Source organism: Aeromonas sp. ASNIH1 (genome assembly GCF_002934285.1).
Taxonomy (GTDB): Bacteria; Pseudomonadota; Gammaproteobacteria; order Enterobacterales; family Aeromonadaceae; genus Aeromonas; species Aeromonas caviae.
In genome coordinates this window covers 395,401-411,761 of sequence record NZ_CP026228.1, presented here as the reverse complement: position 1 = coordinate 411,761, position 16,361 = coordinate 395,401, and the positions used below count along the sequence as shown (strand labels likewise).

The following is a 16,361-nucleotide window of genomic DNA, read 5'->3' as shown; positions in this document are numbered from 1 at the left end:
CGCGTGTGTTGACTGTGATCCAACAGCCCATAAAAAAAGCCCATCTCATGGGGAGAGACGGGCTTTTTTTATGGCTTGCAGGCAGCGCTCTCATGGGGCGCCGGGATCAATGCTCGGCCAGCAGGGGCTCTCCCTCCTGGCGTTTGTCGTGGATGGCAAAGCGATCGACCAGGGTGGCACTGGCGTCGTTCAGGCCGATGACCGCCACCTCTTTCCCCTCACGGCGGAACTTGATGACCACCTTGTCGAGGGCCGTGATGGCGGTGATGTCCCAGAAGTGGGCGTGCGTCAGGTCGATGACCACCTTCTCCACTTCCTCTCTGAAATCGAAACCGGCCAGGAACTGCTCGGCGCTGGCAAAGAAGACCTGGCCCCGCACCAGATAGGTACGCACGGCGCCGCTGCGCTCGCTGTCGCTCTTGACCACCATGACGCGGGCAACCTTGTGGGCGAAGAAGAGAGAGGCGAGCAGCACCCCCACGAAGACCCCGAGTGCCAGGTTGTGGGTCGCGACCACCACGGCGACAGTGGTCACCATCACCAGGTTGGTGGAGAGGGGGTGGCTCTTCAGGTTGCGTACCGACTCCCAGGAAAACGTGCCGATGGAGACCATGATCATCACGGCCACCAGGGCGGCCATGGGGATCTGACGGATCCACTCATCCATGAAGACCACCATCAGGATGAGCAGGGTCCCCGCCACGAAGGTGGAGAGGCGGCCGCGGCCACCGGATTTGATGTTGATGACGGACTGGCCAATCATGGCGCACCCCGCCATGCCTCCCAGCAGACCGGCGCCTATGTTGGCGATCCCCTGACCCTTGCACTCGCGGTTGCGATCGCTTGGAGTGTCGGTCATCTCGTCGACGATGGCTGCCGTCATCATGGACTCGAGCAGTCCCACCACCGCCAGCCCCGCTGAATAGGGGAAGATGATGGACAGGGTCTCCAGATTGAGGGGCACGTCGGGCCAGAGGAAGACCGGCAGGGTATCGGGCAGCTCGCCCATGTCGCCCACGGTACGGATGTCGATGCCCAGGGTGATGGCCACCGCCGTCAGGATGACGATGCACAGCAGAGGGGAGGGGAGCAGTTTGCCCACCACGGGAACGAGCGGGAACAGATAGATGATGCCAAGCCCGGCCGCGGTCATGGCGTAGACCTGCCAGGTGACGTTGGTGAGCTCGGGCAGCTGGGCCATGAAGATAAGGATGGCCAGGGCGTTGACGAAGCCGGTCACCACAGAGCGGGAGACGAATCGCATCAGGCTGCCGAGCCTGAGGTAGCCCGCCGCTATCTGGAAGAGGCCGGTGAGCAGGGTGGCCGCCAGCAGATACTGCAGGCCATGTTCCTTGACCAGGGTCACCATCAGGAGCGCCATGGCGCCAGTGGCGGCGGAAATCATGCCGGGACGACCGCCGACGAAGGCGATGACCACGGCGATGCAGAAGGAGGCATAGAGGCCGACCTTGGGGTCGACGCCCGCAATGATGGAGAAGGCGATGGCCTCGGGGATCAGCGCCAGGGCGACGACGATGCCCGACAGCAGATCGCCCCGTATGTTGGAGAACCACTCTTGTCTTGCACGTTCCAGCATGGGGATTTTCTCGCTCGTTGAGGATCCATGGCCACAGGCCCGCAAATCAGGGGGAATGGCGGGGATCACAGGATTGGACTGGCTGTTGATGGTCGGGTAAACCGGCCGGTCGGCATAACCGGAGTCAAGCGGCAGAGGCCGCACAGGGCAGGGTCAGGGCGGCGTGACGGCCACCCCAGAGCACATAACAGGCATAAGGGGCGCATGTTAACAGCCGGTGCCAGGCCGGGGAAGCCCGGATTGTTTTATCTAGCACAAGAGCAGCCAACATAGACCAAACAAGGGGGCTCTGTCGCTTTCATCGGAGTGCCCGATGTGGTTATGGCGATAGCGAGGGGGGCAACACCATGGGACCGGCCACCGTACGGGCGGCCTCGTCACCTCGCAGTACCCGTATTATCTCGAGAGCGAACTCGATGGCGGTACCCGGGCCCTGGCTGGTGATCAGGCGATGGGCTTCATCGGTCACTACCCTTGCCGTGCTCAATTGTGTCGCGGGCAGAAGGGCCTGAAAGCCCGGGTGGCAGGTGATGCTCGCATCCCCCAGCAAGCCGTGATGGTGCAGTACCACGGCGGGTGCGGCACAGATGGCGGCGCGCCAGCGGCCGAGGCCTGCCTGCTCCCGTAGCAGGTCGATGGCGAGGGGAGTGTCGCGGATCACTTCGCTGCCGGGCAGACCGCCCGGTACGACCATGGCATCGAAGTCACGGGTAGTCAGCTCGTCGAGATGGCAATCCGCCACCAGTTGCACCCCGCGAGAGGCGCGGATCTGGCGCGCTCCAGTGGGGCAGCAGGAGGCCAGCACCACATCGATGCCACCCCGAACCAGGGTATCGACGATGGCAACCGTCTCTATCTCTTCCGACCCGGGGGCCACCAATACCAGTACGCTCATCTAGCACTCCTTGCTTGCCAGCTGCTCTGCTCAGCGCTTCTCTTTGACGGCCTGATAGAGGCCCTGATTGACCGGCACCGCGATACCGTGAAGGGCGGCCTTGTTCAGCAGGAAGCCGGTGATGGCTTCGATCTCGGTCTCGCGGCCCTGTTCCATGTCCTGATACATGGAAGAGTAATTGTCGGCGGTGAGCTCCACCACCATCATGACACGGCGCAACAGCTCTTCGCTGCCGGTAGGCTGACCTTCGGCCCGCATGACGTCAGCCACTTCCACGCAGATTTGCTGCAGGGCATCGGCAAAACGCGGACCAGCCAATTCGCCGTTCTTGAGCTTGTAGAGCGCGGTGAGGGGATTGATGGCGCAGTTGACGGCGAGTTTCTGCCACTGGCGTGTCAGGATCTGCTCATCCCAGCCGGCCTGACCTAGGGCGCTGGCCAGCTCGTCGGCGAGGTGGGCATGGGCACGGGCCGCTTCGTTGACAGGGCCCAGCCAGGTCTCCCCCTTGCCGGTGTGGCGGAACACGAAGTGGCCGCTCTGCATGGCGCCATGGCTGGTGACGCCGGCGATCACGGGGTTGTCTGGGAAGAGTGCGACCACCTGATCGGCGATCCCCATGCCGTTGTGCAGCAGCACGATGGGCACCCCTGCCGCCAGTTGCCCGACCAGGGGAGTGAGGGCCGATATCACCTGCCCCGCCTTGGTCATGACCAGCAGGCGTTTGATGCTGCCCGGCTTGTCGATGAAGGCGCGTTCGATGGCCAGGAGCTGGGTATGCCCCTCAAGGGAGGTAAAGTCGACGCCGGGGTGCAAGGTGGCACGATGGCGCTCGCGCAGCAGGAGGCGGGTTGCTTGGCCGCTTTGGGTCAACAGGGAGGCGAAGACGCCGCCCAGGGCGCCGCAGCCCAGCAAGGTCCACTCGGGAGAGACAGGGTGACGGCGTGTTTTCAGGTTGTTGTCGCGTAATCCGCTTGGCATGAAGAGGCTCGATCATGGGAAGGGCTGCCATCCTGTCAACCGCCAACCCGGGATAAGGGAAGATGTCGCTTGGTGAATACCTGAAACCGGTGCATGAGCTGGCTGTCGGGTCGTACTCAAGGCTCATGCGCAGCCAGGGAGCCTCATGTATGCATGACCATACGGGTTCCTGGGCTGCACTTCACCGAGTGTCGGACCTCTCGCGACCGCTCCTGGACGGGTTCTAACGGGTCTCACCATTCCTGTGCGCAGGGGATTCTAGCAGAGCAATCCCATCGAAATCAGCAAATTTGCCCGTTTTCTGGTAGATTTGCCCACCGATAAGTACAACCTGAAGAACAGCATGAGGAGCCCGGCTATGCCGTCATTCGATATTGTCTCTGAAGTCAAAATGAACGAGGTGTTGAACGCCGTCGATAACGCCAATCGTGAACTGGCGACCCGTTTCGATTTTCGTGGCGTGGAAGCCAGCTTCGAATTGAACAAGGAAGAGGTGAAGCTGGAGGCCGATGCGGATTTCCAGCTCAAGCAGATGGTCGAGATCCTGCGCGGCGCCCTGCTAAAGCGCCAGATCGAGAACAGCTCCATGGACGTGGGTGACAGCGTTCACTCCGGCAAGCGTTTCCACCTGACCGTGAAGTTCAAGCAGGGGATCGACAAGGAAGTCGCCAAGAAGCTGGTGAAGCTGATCAAGGATTCCAAGATCAAGGTGCAGGCCGCCATCCAGGGCGACGAGGTGCGGGTTACCGGCAAGAAGCGCGACGATCTGCAGGAGACCATGGCTCTGGTGCGTGGCGCCGAACTGGGCCAGCCGATGCAGTTCCAGAACTTCCGCGACTGATCCGGGCGGGGAGGGCGAGTCTCTCCCCTTGTTCCTGCATCAGGCCATAAAAAAACCGGAGCCATGGCTCCGGTTTTTTGTGTCCGTCGACGACAGGTTCGATTAGAACTTGTAGGTCACGGAGAAGTAGTGGCCGAAACCAGTAGACTTGAAGGCATCGGAGTTATCGATACCGTAGATCTCGTTGAAGTATTTCAGACCGTAACCGACGGCATAGCGGTCAGAGTGCCAGTAGATACCGTGGAAAGTCGCCAGACCATCGGAGTGGCTGGTATCTTTCATGCCCCAGGTGTAATCCAGATAGCCTTGGTAAGAGATGAAGCTGCCGTTGGAGAAGGTGTAGAACGGCTTGAACCAGTTCATGGAGAACTGTTGGCCACTCCAGCCTTCGCCTTCACCAGAGAAGGTTTCGTTAGCATGGCGCTTGTAAAGGTTCATGCCCACTTTACCAAACCACGGAACCATCACGTCAGCACCGATACCAACAAAGGCATCATTCAGCCCCTGTACACCACCGATGTTAAACAAGCTGGCAACATAAACTTCCTGTACCGGACCAAAGGAGAGATCCTGACCGGTCAGGGCATCCAAGGACATGCGCGGAGCAAACTTCATGAAGAGGTTTTCTTGCTTGTGCTTGTCGCTGTGACGTGAGTCGAATATATCGAAGTAATCAACGTAACCGTACAGGTCAAAAATACCGGATCGACCTCCAAACTCCATTTCGAAGTAGGTATCGTTGTAACCATCCGGACCATGAGGTTTCTGGTCGATGGTGTGCATCACGTTGAACTGCATCCACTTATAATCGTTCTTGTGGATGTCGCCGCTGTAGTCGGCAGCAAAGGCCGGAGTGGCGGAGGCAGCCAGCAGACCGGCAGCGATCAGAGTCTTGGTAAATTTGGCCATTTTATTGGTCTCTTGTGCGTTAGTTGAGGTTTTCCGTAGCCTGCCCACAAGGAGCGGGAGGGATTCTAGCCAAATAAATTCAACGGATAAACAAGCACCAGGGAACTTTGTCAGGATTTGTGAATCTAATCACCCCCGAAAATTAGCAAACGCTTGCTATTTGCTCGTTTGTGGTGACAAACCACTGTTTCGTTTGGCGACAATGATGATCAAAATCATCACCGGTACGCCGAGCAGGCTGGTGCCGATGAAGAAGCGGCTGTAGCCGACAAGCTCGACCACCTGACCGGAAAACCCCGCCAGCAACTTGGGCAGCAACAGCATGATGGAGCTGAACAACGCGTACTGGGTGGCCGAGAAGGCCACGTTGGTCAGGCTCGACAGATAGGTCACAAACGCAGCCGTGGCGATGCCGGCGCTGAGGTTGTCCAGGGAGATGATAATGGTCAGCAGCTCCAGATCGTGACCCACCTCGTTGAGCAGGGCGAACAGCAGGTTGGTGCTGGCGGTCAGCACGGCGCCGAGAAACAGGATGCGCAGGGTGCCAAAGCGCATCACCAGCACCCCCCCGAGCGCCGCCCCCACCAGCGTCATGATGACGCCGTACACCTTGGTGATGGTGGCCACCTCCGTCTTGCTGAATTGCAGGTCCACGTAGAAGCTGTTGGACATCACCCCCATTACCACGTCCGAGATGCGATAGCAGGCGATGAGCCCGAGGATCTGCAGGGCCGAGGTCCCGTAGCGGCGGAAGAAGTCGGCAAACGGGCACCAGATGGCCTCGTAGGTCCAGGCACCGAGCCCGGCCAGGGAGGATGACCAGCCTCGTGCTATCAGCTGCGCCTTGCGCTCCGCTTGCTGTTCATTCTGGGCGGCAATGTCGATGGCGGGCTCATGACAGAACAGGGTGGTGATGACACCGAGGGACATCAGGCCCCCCATCAAGAGATAGGTGAGCTGCCAGCCGCGGTAGTCATAGCCGCTGTTGCTGCCGAGCCAGGCGGCCAGCGCCAGCGCCCCCGCCCCGGCCATGATCATGGCGAGTCGGTACCCGGTCATGTAGGAGGCGGCCATGGCCGCCTGCAACCGCTCTGGCGCCGACTCGATACGGTAGGCGTCGATGACGATGTCCTGGGTGGCGGAGGCGAAAGCCACCAGCAGGGCGAAGAGGGCGAGCTGGGCGAGCTGGGTCTTGGGATCGCAATAGGCCATCCCCACCAGGGAGAGGGCGATCAGCACCTGGGAGAACAGCATCCAGCTGCGTCGCCGCCCAAGCAGCCGTGACAGCAGGGGCAGGGGCAGCCGATCCACCAGGGGCGACCACAGCCACTTGAAACCGTAGGCCAGCGCTACCCAGCTCATGTAACCGATGTCGGTCAGGCTGACATCCGCCTCGCGCAGCCAGAACGAGAGGGTGCCGAAGACCAGCAGCAGCGGCAGACCGGAGGAGAACCCCATGGCAAACAGGATGAGCACCCGCGCTTCGAGATAGACGGCGAGGGCATCTCGCCAGCGGGTGGCGCGACCTGGGGTGTGGCTGGGCGGGCGGAGGTTGTTCAACTGCCTGACTCCTCGGAGAAAAGGGGGTCATTTTGTCAGGTTCGGGAGGCATAGCCAAGGCAAGCCGAGCGGGACCGGCAGGATTCAGGGGCGTGAACCGATGCAGTGACCCGGGCAGGGGCCTTCGGCGGCGAGGAAGTTGGCGCAGGCCATCAGCTGCAGGCGCAGCCAGGTGTCGCTGACGAGTTGCTGCTCATCCCACAGATGCAGGCTGTGCAGCAGGTGCCAGAACACCCCTTCTCGCTCGTTGGCGGGGGTCTTGTCCATGGGGATGACGGGGAGTGCCTGCCAGTGGGAGAGCAGTTGCCAGCTCAGATCTTCCAGCTGGTGATAGGGGATTTCCCGTGCCAGGAAATGACGAACCGCCTGGGCCAGCGGGCCGGCGTGTTGGGCTATGTAATCGTGACAGGTCACCGGCTCCTCCTCGCTCTGCTTTCGTGTACCGCAATCATCGGGCAAGGGCAGAGTATAGAAAAGGAGGGCGGTGACCCGTTCAGGGGGGCGGCGGAATGTGATCCGGCCCGCGTTATTTGTCCGCCAGCAACACCACCTTCTTCAGGATGATGGGGCTGGTGGGGACGTCGTTGGCGCGCAGGATGGAGCTGTAGCCGGTCTGTACCTGAGCCAGCTTGTCCAGCACCTCCATGCCCTTCACGACCTGGCCGAACACGGTGTAACCGGCGCCGGCATTGGCGTTGAGGTTGTCGTTGTCCACCAGGTTGAAATAGAACTGGCGGGTGGCGCTGTCGACCGCCTGGGTGCGAGCCATGGCGATGGTGCCGCGCTTGTTGGGCAGGCCGCCCCGGGATTCATTGACCACGGGATCGAAGGTCGGCAGTGGCTGGAACTGCTGGTTGTAGCCTCCACCCTGCACCACGAAGTTCTGGATCACCCGGTGGAACAGGCTGCCGTCATAGCTGCCGTCCGCCACGTAGCGCAGGAAGTTCTTCACCGTCTGGGGCGCCTGCTTGGATGCCAGCTCCACGACGATGGTACCATGATTGGTCTCCATCTGGACTTTGGGGCCGGCGAAGGCAAGGGGGGCGATCAGGGTGGCCAGTAGCCAGAGTTTCTTCATCGGTATCTCCTCGCTCAGCTCGGTTGGCCTTTGAGATAGCCGCGCAGTGCGGTATCCGCCATGATCTGTTGCAGCACGCTACCCAGCTGCTGGTTCAGGGTCGACTCGAGGTCGGCCATGCTCGGCTCACCCGGCTCTTCCTTGCTGGAAGACATGTTGAACTGCTTGGTCAGCTTGCTGCCCTGGAAGTCGGCGATCACCTGCAGGCTGACGCGGGACTTGGTGACATAGGTAAAGGTCTTCTCTTCCACGGTGACGGCGGCAGTGGTGATGGCCAGCGTCAGGTTGGTGGTGCCGCTGTTGCCTACTTCCAGGCCCTGGCTGCGCAGACCCTCGGCGAGCTTCTCCGCCAGCAGGTTGTTGAGGGGCTGGCTGCTGTTGACCAGCACAGGTGCCTTCTCTTTCTTCTTGATGGAGAAGACATAGGCGGCTTCACGATTGTCCACCCCTTCCATGGTGATGCGGTTGCCAGAGTAGTACTGCTGGTTGGAGGGGATGACCTGCGGGTTGATCAGTGCGCTCTCCGGCCAGTGAGTGGCACAACCACCCAGCACCAGGGCGGCCAGCAGCAAGAGTGACTTTTTCATCATGGGTTTCCTTTAGCTTTGTCTTTAGCGTTTGATGGCTTTCAAAATAACGAATTTGCTGTTCGACGCAACGACTTGTGCGTTGCCAAACAGGCGCTTGAGTTTGTTGTGATAGTCCAGATGACGGTTGCCTACTATCCAGAGTTCCCCCCCTTGAGGCAACACCCGGTGCGCATCGCTGAACATCTGCCAGGCGATGTGATCGGTGATCGCCTGCAGCTGGTGGAAGGGGGGGTTGCAGAGGATCCTGTCTGCTGCTCCGGCGGGCACGTCGTCGAGACAGTTGTTGACCAGGAAGCGGGCCCGGGGCAGGGCATCCGGCAGGTTGTGCTCGACGTTGAGGCGGGCCGAGGCCACCGCCATGTGGGATTCGTCGATGAAGGTCACCTCCACCTCGCTGTCCCGCGCCAGCAGGGAGAGCCCCAGCACGCCGTTGCCGCAGCCCAGATCGATCACCTTGCGGGCGCTGTGGATCGGCAGGTTGTCCAGCATGAAGCGGGCACCGATATCCAGGCTGGTGCGCGAAAACACGTTGGCGTGGTTGTGGATCTGCATGGTGGTGCCTTCCAGCGGCCAGACGGTCGGGAAGGGGTTGGCCAGCGTGGGCCGTTCGGCCGCGGGCGTGCAGTGAATGAGGCGTGCCTTTTTCCAGGCGAGCGAGGTGCGGGTCTCCCCCAGATACTTCTCGAACAGCTTGAGGGTGGAGGTGTGTATGTCCTTGGCCTTGCCGGCAGCAATGATGCGGGTCGCGGGGGTGACGACCCCGCGCAGGGCAAGCAGTTGCTGCTCCAGCAGCGCCTGATACTTGGAGACCTTGATCACCACCAGGGCGGGGGCATCGGGCAGGGGGGCCAGGGCATCCTGCAGGGTGATGGCGTGGGGATCCAGCCCGTTTTCCGCCAGATTGGCCAGGGTGGCCCGCTCGCTGATGTGGGAGTCGGTCACGCAGACGGGGGCGTGGGCATGCAGGTAGCCTGCCAGGGCGCCGAAGCCGTCGTTCATGATGATGACGGGGCCGTCAGGTGCCTGCTGCGATTCGGCAAGGTGGCTTATCAGGTACTCGTCCGCCGCATCCCAGGCCTGCAGGGGATCCTGGCTCTGCCGTGGGTAACGATACAGGGTCAGGCGGCAGTGGGCCGTGTCGAGCAGGGTTTGCATAGGCAAGAGTCCAACGTGTGATTGATGAATGGCGACCGTCTGCCCCGTGTTGCCCGGCAGCGGTGAAAGTGGCGCTATTCTAGCGGCGGCGGAGAAATTCACCAGTCCGGTGCGGCGAGAGCGAGCGGATCCTTCGTACCTGATGCATCGGGCGCACAACCCTGGCTACAATGGCCGGATATTCAACGAGGAGTCCTTACCGTGAGCATGCAACAACAGATAGAGGCCAAGCTGGCCGCCGCGCTCTCCCCGAGCCACCTGGAAGTGATCAATGAAAGCTACATGCACAGGGTGGCACCGGGCTCCGAAAGCCACTTCAAGGTAGTCGTGGTGAGCCAGGCGTTTGAGGGACAGCGTTTGCTGGGTCGCCATCGTCAGGTGAACGGGGTGCTGGCCGACGAGCTGGCGGGAGCCATTCATGCATTGGCGCTGCATACCTATACCGAATCCGAGTGGCAGGCCCGGGAGCAGGCGCCAAAGACGCCGGGTTGCGTCAGCAAATCCCCCTTTGCGTGAGCCGTTGAACCTCCTGATGGCGCCTTCCTCGGGCCATTAACAGCGCTATCACGAATGGTGTGCAGCCAGGGATGAGGGGGGTAGCATTATTTTTTCTAATCCTTTTCCTTGCGCCTGAAAAATACCTCTATATGGTTAGTTTTGCGAAAAGTCCTTTAAAACCACGGTTTGCAAGGACGTGCGCGAAATATTCAGTGAAGGTTAATTTTGTGATAGGGCGGGGATTTTCCCCATTTGGCGTGGCGGCTAACTCGCCTAAGGTGGTAAACTCAGGCGCTTTTGAATGATCCTGTATGTTGCTGATTTGTTTATTTCTTCGACAGCTTTCCGCGATGTTGACGGGCTCATTCAACAACTCGTCGTGATGTATTTCTCGGCGCTAACCAACCTGTCTTCCCTTAACGGTAGTGCAAGTGAGTATGATTACAATTAAAAGAGGACTGGACATCCCCGTGCTGGGTGCTCCGGAGCAAGTAATCTACGATGGCCCGGCCATCACCCGTGTTGCTACACTCGGCGAAGAGTTCGTGGGGATGCGTCCTACTATGTTTGTCAAAGTAGGTGATCGCGTCATTAAAGGTCAGGAGCTCTTCGAAGATAAGAAGAATCCCGGCGTTAAATTCACGGCCCCTGCCACCGGTGTGGTTTCTGAGATCAACCGTGGTGCCAAGCGTGTTCTCCAGTCCGTCGTCATCGACATCGATGGGTCCGACGAGCAGGTGACCTTTGAGCATTTTGCCTCCGCCGAGCTGGCACAGCTCGAGCGTAGCAAGGTGCAGGAGATCCTGGTCGCATCAGGCCAATGGACCGCGCTGCGTACCCGCCCGTTCAGCAAGGTGCCGGCCGTGGGTTCCACCCCGCGCGCCATCTTCGTCACCGCCATGGACACCAATCCGCTGGCTGCCAGTGCGGAGCTGATCATCAAGGAACAGGCCCAGGCCTTCCTCGACGGTCTGGCCGTGCTGACCCGCCTGACCGATGGTACCGTCCACGTCTGCAAGGGCGAAGCCAGCCTGCCGCACTCCTCCTTGGCCCAGGTCAAGGAAGCCGTGTTCGTCGGTCCGCATCCCGCCGGTCTGCCGGGCACCCACATCCACTTCCTGGATCCGGTCGGTGCCAACAAGGTGCAGTGGCACATCAATTATCAGGACGTGATCGCTTACGGCAAGCTGTTCACCACTGGCCAGATCTTCACCGACAAGGTGATCTCCCTGGCTGGCCCGAACGTCATCAAGCCGCGTCTGCTGCGTACCCGTCTGGGTGCCAGCCTCAGCCAGCTGACCAACAACGAGCTGCGTGCGGACGAAAACCGCATCATCTCCGGTTCCCTGCTGAGCGGTGCCAAGGCCGAAGGGGTCCATGACTACCTGGGTCGCTTCCACAACCAGGTGAGCGTGCTGGGCGAAGGCCGTGAGAAAGAGTTCATGGGCTGGGTCAAACCCAGTGCCAACAAGTTCTCCATCACCCGTACCACCCTCTCTCACCTGATGAAGGGCAAACTCATCAACTTCACTACCACCACCAACGGTAGTGATCGCTCCATGGTGCCTATCGGCAACTATGAGCGTGTGATGCCGCTCGACATCCTGCCGACCCTGCTGCTGCGGGATCTGATCTCCGGTGACACCGACAGCGCGCAGGCGCTCGGCTGCCTGGAGCTGGATGAGGAAGATTTGGCGCTCTGTACCTTCGTCTGCCCCGGCAAGACAGAGTACGGCCCCGTCTTGCGTGAGTGCCTGACCAAGATCGAACTGGAAGGTTAAGCGATGAGTTTCAAGCAACTTCTTGAAAATATGGAACATCACTTCGAGCCGGGTGGCAAGTACGCCAAGTACTATGCCCTGTTCGAAGCGGCGTACACCCTGTTTTATACCCCGGGTTCCGTGACCCGCAATGCCGCCCACGTCCGTGATGCGATCGATCTGAAGCGCATGATGATCATGGTGTGGCTGGCCGTGTTCCCGGCCATGTTCTGGGGCATGTACAACGTCGGCAACCAGTCTATCGCCGCTATCGCCCACATGGGCAGCGCGGCCGGTGCCGATTCCTGGCAATACGCCCTGGCCACCCTGTTCGGTGCCTCGCTGGATCCGGCCGTCGCCGGCATCGGCAGCAAGATGCTGATCGGTGCGGCGCACTTCTTCCCGATCTACATCACCGTCTTCATCGTCGGTGGTTTTTGGGAAGTGTTGTTCGCCATGGTGCGCAAGCACGAGATCAACGAAGGCTTCTTCGTGACCTCCATCCTGTTCGCCCTGATCGTGCCGCCCGAGCTGCCCCTGTGGCAAGCTGCCCTGGGTATCACCTTCGGTGTGGTGCTGGCCAAGGAAGTGTTCGGTGGTACCGGCAAAAACTTCCTGAACCCGGCGCTGGCGGGTCGTGCCTTCCTGTTCTTCGCCTACCCGGGTCAAATCTCCGGTGATGCGGTCTGGGTTGCCGTTGACGGCTTCTCCGGCGCAACCGCACTGAGCCAGTGGGCCCAGGGCGGCCAGATGGCGCTGATCAACGGTGCCACCGGTGAAGCCATCAGCTGGATGGATGCCTTCCTTGGCAACCTGCCCGGTTCCATCGGTGAAGTTTCCACCCTGATGATCCTCATCGGCGCAGCCATGATCGTCTACATGCGCATCGCCTCCTGGCGCATCATCGCCGGCGTCATGGTCGGCATGGTCGCGACCTCCCTGCTGTTCAACGTCATCGGCTCCGATACCAACCCCATGTTCAGCATGCCGTGGCACTGGCACCTGGTGCTGGGTGGTTTCGCGTTCGGCATGGCCTTCATGGCGACCGACCCCGTTTCCGCTGCCTTCACCAACAAGGGAAAGTGGTGGTATGGCGCCCTGATCGGCGTGATGGTGGTGCTGATCCGGGTAGTGAACCCTGCATTCCCGGAAGGCATGATGCTGGCCATTCTGTTCGCCAACCTGTTTGCCCCCTTGTTTGACCATTTCGTGGCACAGGCGAACATCAAGCGGAGGATCGCACGTGGCGTTTAATAAAGACTCTACTACCGGCACTCTCGCCGTAGTGACCGGTCTGTGTCTGGTCTGCTCCATCGTGGTCTCCGTGGCCGCCGTGGGTCTGCGTCCGGCCCAGCTGGAAAACAAGGCGCTGGACAAGCAAAGCAACATCCTGTCCGTCGCCGGCGTCGACATCAGCGCCGTGGCCAAGCGTGACCTGGCCCAGCTCTATGGCGACAAGATTGAAGCGCGTCTGGTGGATCTGACCAGCGGTGAGTTCGTTGACGGCGACGCCGACAACTTCGACACCAAGGTTGCCGCCAAGGATCCGGCCAAGAGCATCCGTCTGGCCCCGGCCGACGACAAGGCCGGCCTGCGTCAAATCTCCAAGCTGGTTCCCGTGTTCTTCGCGAAAGATGCCGAAGGCAAGGTCGACAACATCATCCTGCCGATCTACGGCCAGGGTCTGTGGTCCACCATGTACGCCTTCGTAGCAGTCGCGGCCGATGGCCAGACCATCAAGGGCATCACCTACTATGACCACGGTGAAACCCCGGGTCTGGGTGGCGAGATCGAGAATCCGGCCTGGCGCGAGCTGTTCGTCGGCAAGAAGCTGTTCGACCAGAACGGCCAGCCTGCGCTGCGGGTGATCAAGGGCCATGCTCCGGCTGGTTCCGAGCATGAAATCGACGGCCTGTCTGGTGCAACCCTGACCGGTAATGGTGTACAGCACACCTTCGACTTCTGGATGGGCCCCAAGGGCTTCGGTCCCTTCCTGGCCAAGGTACGTGCAGGAGAAATCAACAATGGCTGACAAGAGCGAAATGAAAAAGTTGCTGTTGACGCCTGTGCTCGGCAACAACCCCATCGCACTGCAGGTGCTGGGTGTCTGTTCCGCGCTGGCCGTTACCAGCCAGATGAAGACGGCGTTCGTGATGACGCTGGCCGTTACCGCGGTCACCGCCTTCTCCAACCTGTTCATCTCCCTGATCCGCAACCAGATCCCGAACAGCGTGCGGATCATCGCCCAGATGGCGGTGATTGCCTCGCTGGTTATCGTGGTTGACCAGGTGCTCAAGGCCTATGCCTATGACATCTCCAAGCAACTGTCGGTGTTCGTCGGCCTCATCATCACCAACTGTATCGTGATGGGTCGTGCCGAAGCCTACGCCATGAAGAGTGCCCCGCTGCCCTCCTTCCTGGACGGTATCGGCAACGGTCTGGGTTATGGCGCCGTGCTGCTGACCGTGGCCACCGTGCGCGAGATCCTGGGTTCCGGCACCTGGTTCGGCATCGAGCTGCTGCCGCTGGTGAACAATGGTGGCTGGTATGTGCCCAACGGCCTGCTGCTGCTGCCGCCGAGTGCGTTCTTCATCATTGGTCTGATCATCTGGGGCGTGCGCACCAAGGATCCCAAGCAGGTGGAGGCGAAGGATTAAGGTATGGAACACTATATCAGTCTGTTGATTCGCTCGATCTTCATCGAGAACCTGGCGCTCTCCTTCTTCCTGGGGATGTGTACCTTCCTGGCGGTGTCCAAGAAGGTCAAGACCGCCATGGGCCTGGGGATTGCCGTTATCGTGGTTCAGACCGTTGCCGTCCCGGCCAACAACCTGATCTACAACTACGTGCTCAAAGACGGTGCCCTGGTATCCGGTCTGGATCTGAGTTTCCTGAGCTTCATCACCTTCATCGGGGTGATCGCGGCCCTGGTGCAGATCCTGGAGATGGCGCTGGACAAGTATTTCCCGGCCCTCTACAACGCCCTCGGTATCTTCCTGCCGCTCATCACCGTGAACTGCGCCATCTTCGGCGGCGTCTCCTTCATGGTGCAGCGTGACTACAACTTCGTTGAGTCCGTGGTCTATGGCGTGGGTTCGGGTGCAGGCTGGATGCTGGCCATCGTCGCGATGGCAGGGATCCGCGAGAAGATGAAATATTCCGATGTTCCGGAAGGCCTGCGCGGCCTCGGCATCACCTTCATCACCGCGGGTCTGATGGCGCTGGGCTTCATGTCCTTCTCTGGTATTTCCCTGTAATCGGAAAGGAAATATAGATGGAAATTATTCTGGGTGTGGTCATGTTCACCGTGATCCTGCTGGCCTTGGTGGCAGTCATTCTGTTCGCCAAGTCCAAGCTGGTGACCGCCGGTGACGTGACAATCAGCATCAACGGCGACCCGGCCAAGGCTGTGACCAGCCCGGCGGGTGGCAAGCTGCTTGGCGTGCTCGCCGGCAGTGGTATCTTCGTCTCCTCCGCCTGTGGCGGCGGTGGCTCCTGTGGTCAGTGCAAGGTGCGTGTGAAATCCGGCGGCGGCGACATCCTGCCGACCGAGCTGGATCACATCAGCAAGGGCGAAGCCCGTCATGGCGAGCGTCTGGCCTGCCAGGTCACCGTGCGCTCCGACATGGACATCGAGCTGCCGGAAGAGATCTTCGGCGTGAAGAAGTGGGACTGTACCGTCATCTCCAATGACAACAAGGCCACCTTCATCAAGGAGCTCAAGCTGCAGATCCCGGATGGCGAGAGCGTGCCGTTCCGCGCCGGTGGTTATATCCAGATCGAAGCGCCTGCCCACCACGTGCAGTACAAGAACTTCGATATTCCCGAGGAGTATCGTGGCGACTGGGATCGCTTCAAGATCTTCGAGCTGGAGTCCAAGGTCAACGAGCCGATCATCCGTGCCTACTCCATGGCGAACTATCCGGAAGAGTTCGGCATCATCATGCTGAACGTGCGGATCGCCACCCCGCCGCCCAGCAACTGGACTGCCCCTCCCGGCCAGATGTCTTCCTACATCTTCAGCCTGAAGGCCGGTGACAAGGTGACCATCTCCGGTCCGTTCGGCGAGTTCTTCGCCAAGGACACCGACGCCGAAATGGTGTTCGTTGGTGGTGGTGCGGGTATGGCGCCGATGCGCTCCCACATCTTCGACCAGCTGCGCCGTCTGAAGACCAAGCGCAAGATGAGCTTCTGGTACGGTGCCCGTTCCAAGCGCGAGATGTTCTATGTCGAAGACTTCGACATGCTGCAGGCCGAGAACGACAACTTCCAGTGGCACGTCGCCCTGTCCGATCCGCAACCGGAAGACAACTGGGATGGCTACACCGGCTTCATCCACAACGTGTTGTTCGAGAACTACCTCAAGAACCACGAGGCGCCTGAGGATTGCGAGTTCTACATGTGCGGGCCTCCCGTGATGAACGCCGCCGTCATCAACATGCTGAAAAACCTCGGTGTTGAAGACGAGAACATCCTGCTGGATGACTTCGGTGGTTAATC

General features: G+C 60.3%; 17 protein-coding genes. 8 read left to right on the top strand and 9 right to left on the bottom strand.

The features are described 5' to 3' along the window. Positions 1–106 precede the first annotated feature (106 nt). The 3 genes from C2U37_RS01895 to C2U37_RS01885 form a co-directional block, all read right to left on the bottom strand. Complete coding sequence (locus tag C2U37_RS01895) at positions 107–1,597, bottom strand: SulP family inorganic anion transporter (protein ID WP_104451743.1); 1,491 nt, start codon at positions 1,595–1,597, stop codon at positions 107–109. A gap of 319 nt (positions 1,598–1,916) precedes the next feature. Further along, complete coding sequence (locus C2U37_RS01890) at positions 1,917–2,492, bottom strand: DJ-1 family glyoxalase III (RefSeq protein WP_104451742.1); 576 nt, start codon at positions 2,490–2,492, stop codon at positions 1,917–1,919. A 30-nt stretch (positions 2,493–2,522) separates the two neighbouring features. Beyond that, on the bottom strand, positions 2,523–3,470 hold the full coding sequence (locus C2U37_RS01885) for a ketopantoate reductase family protein (protein WP_045523610.1): 948 nt from the start codon (positions 3,468–3,470) through the stop codon (positions 2,523–2,525). 358 nt (positions 3,471–3,828) lie between these two features. Here C2U37_RS01885 and C2U37_RS01880 point away from each other — a divergent pair, with 358 nt between their 5' ends. Then, positions 3,829–4,311, top strand: coding sequence for a YajQ family cyclic di-GMP-binding protein (locus C2U37_RS01880; protein WP_010673357.1), 483 nt, complete (start codon positions 3,829–3,831; stop codon positions 4,309–4,311). A gap of 102 nt (positions 4,312–4,413) precedes the next feature. Here the strand turns inward: C2U37_RS01880 and C2U37_RS01875 are convergent, their stop codons facing one another. The 6 genes from C2U37_RS01875 to C2U37_RS01850 form a co-directional block, all read right to left on the bottom strand. Beyond that, positions 4,414–5,220, bottom strand: coding sequence for a nucleoside-specific channel-forming Tsx family protein (locus C2U37_RS01875; protein WP_103261458.1), 807 nt, complete (start codon positions 5,218–5,220; stop codon positions 4,414–4,416). Positions 5,221–5,376: 156 nt separating this feature from the next. Next, positions 5,377–6,780, bottom strand: a complete 1,404-nt coding sequence (locus C2U37_RS01870; protein WP_104451741.1) for an AmpG family muropeptide MFS transporter — start codon at positions 6,778–6,780, stop codon at positions 5,377–5,379. A gap of 84 nt (positions 6,781–6,864) precedes the next feature. After that, a complete protein-coding gene (locus C2U37_RS01865) occupies positions 6,865–7,194 on the bottom strand; it encodes a hypothetical protein (RefSeq protein WP_043758621.1) in 330 nt (109 codons plus the stop codon). A gap of 112 nt (positions 7,195–7,306) precedes the next feature. Further along, complete coding sequence (locus C2U37_RS01860; RefSeq protein WP_104451740.1) at positions 7,307–7,858, bottom strand: peptidylprolyl isomerase; 552 nt, start codon at positions 7,856–7,858, stop codon at positions 7,307–7,309. Between the two features lie 14 nt (positions 7,859–7,872). Beyond that, positions 7,873–8,445, bottom strand: coding sequence for a YajG family lipoprotein (locus C2U37_RS01855; protein WP_043758626.1), 573 nt, complete (start codon positions 8,443–8,445; stop codon positions 7,873–7,875). Positions 8,446–8,469: 24 nt separating this feature from the next. Continuing rightward, positions 8,470–9,603: a methyltransferase gene (locus tag C2U37_RS01850; protein ID WP_104451739.1), complete on the bottom strand. Its 1,134-nt coding sequence runs from the start codon at positions 9,601–9,603 to the stop codon at positions 8,470–8,472. Positions 9,604–9,810: 207 nt separating this feature from the next. Here C2U37_RS01850 and C2U37_RS01845 point away from each other — a divergent pair, with 207 nt between their 5' ends. The 7 genes from C2U37_RS01845 (at position 9,811) to nqrF (ending at position 16,359) form a co-directional block, all read left to right on the top strand. Beyond that, positions 9,811–10,119 (top strand): BolA family protein, encoded by a 309-nt coding sequence (locus C2U37_RS01845; RefSeq protein WP_010673364.1) that lies wholly within the window; start codon positions 9,811–9,813, stop codon positions 10,117–10,119. A gap of 419 nt (positions 10,120–10,538) precedes the next feature. Beyond that, on the top strand, positions 10,539–11,882 hold the full coding sequence (locus C2U37_RS01840) for a Na(+)-translocating NADH-quinone reductase subunit A (RefSeq protein WP_029313920.1): 1,344 nt from the start codon (positions 10,539–10,541) through the stop codon (positions 11,880–11,882). 3 nt (positions 11,883–11,885) lie between these two features. Next, the gene (locus tag C2U37_RS01835; RefSeq protein ID WP_010673367.1) at positions 11,886–13,115 is read left to right on the top strand and encodes an NADH:ubiquinone reductase (Na(+)-transporting) subunit B; all 1,230 of its coding nucleotides are present in this window, start codon (positions 11,886–11,888) and stop codon (positions 13,113–13,115) included. Beyond that, a complete protein-coding gene (locus C2U37_RS01830) occupies positions 13,105–13,893 on the top strand; it encodes a Na(+)-translocating NADH-quinone reductase subunit C (RefSeq protein ID WP_029313922.1) in 789 nt (262 codons plus the stop codon). Before C2U37_RS01835 ends, C2U37_RS01830 begins: the two co-directional genes overlap by 11 nt. Beyond that, a complete protein-coding gene (locus C2U37_RS01825) occupies positions 13,886–14,518 on the top strand; it encodes an NADH:ubiquinone reductase (Na(+)-transporting) subunit D (protein WP_005303545.1) in 633 nt (210 codons plus the stop codon). The genes C2U37_RS01830 and C2U37_RS01825 overlap by 8 nt, the downstream gene beginning before the upstream one ends. A 3-nt stretch (positions 14,519–14,521) precedes the next feature. After that, positions 14,522–15,118, top strand: a complete 597-nt coding sequence (gene nqrE / locus C2U37_RS01820; protein ID WP_005303538.1) for an NADH:ubiquinone reductase (Na(+)-transporting) subunit E — start codon at positions 14,522–14,524, stop codon at positions 15,116–15,118. Positions 15,119–15,135: 17 nt separating this feature from the next. Further along, entirely contained in the window at positions 15,136–16,359 is a 1,224-nt protein-coding gene (nqrF, locus tag C2U37_RS01815; RefSeq protein WP_010673369.1) for an NADH:ubiquinone reductase (Na(+)-transporting) subunit F, read from the top strand. Positions 16,360–16,361 lie beyond the last annotated feature (2 nt).